Raw genomic sequence first — 3,440 nt, 5'->3', positions numbered from 1 at the left:
ATTTTCTTTCAATAACAAGCGCGGAAGATGCGAAGCCTGTGAAGGAGCCGGCGTGATTACGCTTTCTATGAATGTGTTGGGTACTATCAACCAGATTTGTCCGACCTGTAATGGTAAGCGTTTTAAGCCCGAAGTATTAAAGATACATTGGAATAATAAAAATATTGCAGAGATTTATAATCTCAGTATTGCGGAGGCTTTTGAATTCTTTTCCGGGGAAAAGAAGATCACCAAAATCCTTGCTTTAATGCTGCAATTAGGCCTGGGATATATCAAGCTCGGCCAGCCTTCAAACACGCTGTCTGGTGGTGAAGCGCAACGCATTAAACTTACTAAACATTTTGCCAAACAATCAAAAAAGACGCTATTGTTGCTTGAAGAACCCAGCATTGGATTGCATCAGCAAAATGTGAGGCAGTTGCTAAAAGCTTTGCACTTTCTCAAGGAACAAACGGCAGGCATTATTTGCTTTGAAAACCACCCACTTTTTCAATCCTCCTGTGATACATTGGTGGATAATAGTATAAAACCTAAAGCGCTTGAATTCAAAGAATCGATGGATCAACGCAGAGATACGATCTCCATTAAGGGAGCTCGAACACATTATCTCAAAGACCTGGATCTAGATCTTCCGAAGAATCAATTATCTGTAATTACCGGAATTTCAGGTTCGGGAAAATCCTCTTTGGTTATTGACACTATACATGGCTACGGATTACAGGAAATGACCAAACAGTTTTCGAGTTATCAGCAGTCAAGAGTAGGGGTGAATTTTCAGTTTGAAGTTGACCATATTGAAGGGCTTAGCCCAACTATTTGCGTTACCCGTAAAGAAAAGAGTTTTACAGATCGCTCTGATATTGCCAAACAAACGGGAATAGATAAGATTTTACGTTTTGCCTTTTCCCGAAAAGCCCAGTACGAAGGAACTGAATTATCCGCCAGCCATTTTTCCAATAATCACGAATTGGGAAAATGCGCCGTTTGCGACGGTATGGGGCAGGAATTGCTCCCCGATTTAGATAAAATAGTACTGGATCAAAACAAGAGTATTGCTAACGGACTTTTTGAACACAACAAATCCCTGGCTTACTATGGTCATGCGAGCAGCCAGTATATGGCGATTTTACAGGTGTTAGGTGCTAAATATGGATTTGGTCTCGAAACGCCTTTTAATGAATTGACCGATCAACAAAAAGACATTTTATTTCACGGTGCCGGAGATACTGTATGGAAAGCCAACTGGCAATTCAAAACCAAAACCCGGGAAGGAATTCAGGAGGTAAGTATGAAATGGGAAGGGCTTTTTCATTACTTAAAGGAAGAATATTATAAGACCAGAAAGAACAAGAATATTGAAAAGCTGAAAGCACTTTTCTCCCTTGAGGAATGCAAGCATTGTGCAGGAAGTGGATTAAAACCGGAACGCTTGGCCTTTCAAATTGGAGGTAAATCGATTCACCAAATACGGTCAATGGACTTTAAAGCTTTAGAAATCTGGCTTTCGGCTGATTCCAAGCAGGAGAAAATGGATCAAAAACTCGTCGCTAACATTCAGCCTCATTTGATCAATACCATAAAGCGAGCAAAGCAATTGCATATTGATCATTTGCAGCTCAACCGTAAATCTACCACGCTTTCCGGCGGAGAAAACCAACGGGTAGCCCTTATAAAACAATTGAATAGTCCTTTGAAGGATATTACCTATCTTCTGGATGAACCTTCCGCAGGACTATCTAACGACAATATTCCGGACCTGATCAGCATCCTGAAAGATCTTATTGAAAAAGGCAACACCGTGATTGTGATTGAACACAATAAAGAGATCATCCTGCAGGCTGATCGGTTGGTTGAACTTGGCCCTAAAGCCGGTAAGTTGGGAGGATATATTACTTTTCAGGGAACTCCGAAGGATTATTTAAAAAAGGAAGATTGTCACCCTTTTTTGAAAGAACCTTCTAAAGCAATCAGTTTAAAAGCAGGGAAGGATTCTATTTCCATCCGGAATATTTTCAAATATACCTTAGTGAAAGAATCCCTGGAAGTACCTGTTGGAGGCATCACGGCCATTAGCGGTAAATCAGGAATTGGGAAGACTACTTTAGTGAAAGATATTCTGATTCCGAGCATCGAGACAGGCAAGCCGGTCAATTGTGAAAGCATCAAATTCCCAGTAAAGTATGCGGGAGCGCATTATTTTGAGTCTAAGAAGCTAAGATCACATTCGAAGACTTTGTTAGTCACCTATTTGGATCTGTTAAAAGAAATAACCAAGATCTTTGCGAGCGAAACAGGCCTGAAACCCCGGGACTTTTCTTATAAAACAAAAACGAGTCAGTGCCCGAACTGCAAAGGCAAGGGCCACATAGAAACCAGCCTGGATATCGCCGCCAATGCGATTGAAAAATGCGAAGTCTGCAAGGGACAACGCTATCAGCCGCATATTCTGGAACATAAAGTTGCTTCGAAAAATATCGCTGAGGTACTCGCCTTTAATCTTAACGAATTAAAAGAATGGTTAAAGGAGAATAAGGTGCCAGACAAAACACTTCAATTCTTAAATGAACTGGAAGAAATCGGGTTGAAGCATCTTCACCTGGATCAGCCTGTTCAATCCCTTTCTTCGGGAGAAAAACAACGTTTGCTGCTATTAAACTGGCTCCAGGACCGAGCGACAAATACACTTTATATTTTAGATGAACCCAGCACAGGATTACATTATGCAGATATTGATCTTTTATTTGCGATACTCGGAAAACTCAGTAAGGACAATGATATTCTGGTAATTGACCATAATCCCTATTTATTGGGCAAAATAGGGGTGGGGCTAGTCTTGGAATGAGTTCTTTCTTTTTTGGTTATTATTATAAATTCAGGTGTGATAATTGTGAAAATAAAAACATCATCACACCTGAACTCATATAAAAAGTGAGCTTAAAATTACAAGGTATCCTCGAGCCATTTAAAGAATTCCCTTTGCCAGATTATCCCATTCTGGGCGCTGAGGATCCAATGGTTCTCCATAGGAAAATACAGCAACTTACTTTTTAAACCTTTTAGTTGTGCGGCCTGGAAGGCTTCAAGGCCCTGCCCAATCGGGACTCTGAAATCCTTTCCTCCCTGGACGATCAAAATGGGCGTATCCCATTTATTCACAAAATTGATAGGATTAAATTCGGTATATGCTTTAGGTGTTGGATCCTGCCAGTAAGGACCGCCCAGATCTTTATTTACAAAGAACAATTCTTCAGTGGTTCCATACATACTGCGGGTATTGAAGATGCCGTCATGAGCAATAAAAGTTTTAAAGCGTTCCTCGTGATGACCAGCGAGATAATAAACCGAATACCCACCATAGCTTGCCCCTACAGCTCCCAGCCTGTCTTTATCTACAAAATCTTCCTTGCTGATTTCATCTATTGCTGAAAGATAATCCTTTA

1 protein-coding gene and 1 pseudogene are annotated in these 3,440 nt (G+C 40.6%); one reads left to right on the top strand and one right to left on the bottom strand.

Features of this window, described 5'->3' with window-relative positions; genetic code table 11:
- Window positions 1-2,842 (top strand): annotated as a pseudogene (locus tag ACESK1_RS12655) (excinuclease ABC subunit A); the annotation flags it as partial.
- Window positions 2,843-2,940: 98 nt separating this feature from the next.
- On the opposite strand, the gene ACESK1_RS12650 reads toward ACESK1_RS12655, so the two are convergent.
- Window positions 2,941-3,440 (bottom strand): alpha/beta hydrolase family protein (locus ACESK1_RS12650; RefSeq protein ID WP_372920542.1); only part of this gene is annotated, 500 nt, incomplete at its 5' end.

The sequence above is a fragment of the Salegentibacter sp. genome (genome assembly GCF_041642575.1).
In the GTDB taxonomy this organism is placed as follows: Bacteria; Bacteroidota; Bacteroidia; order Flavobacteriales; family Flavobacteriaceae; genus Salegentibacter.
This window is presented reverse-complemented; position numbering and strand designations above follow the sequence as displayed.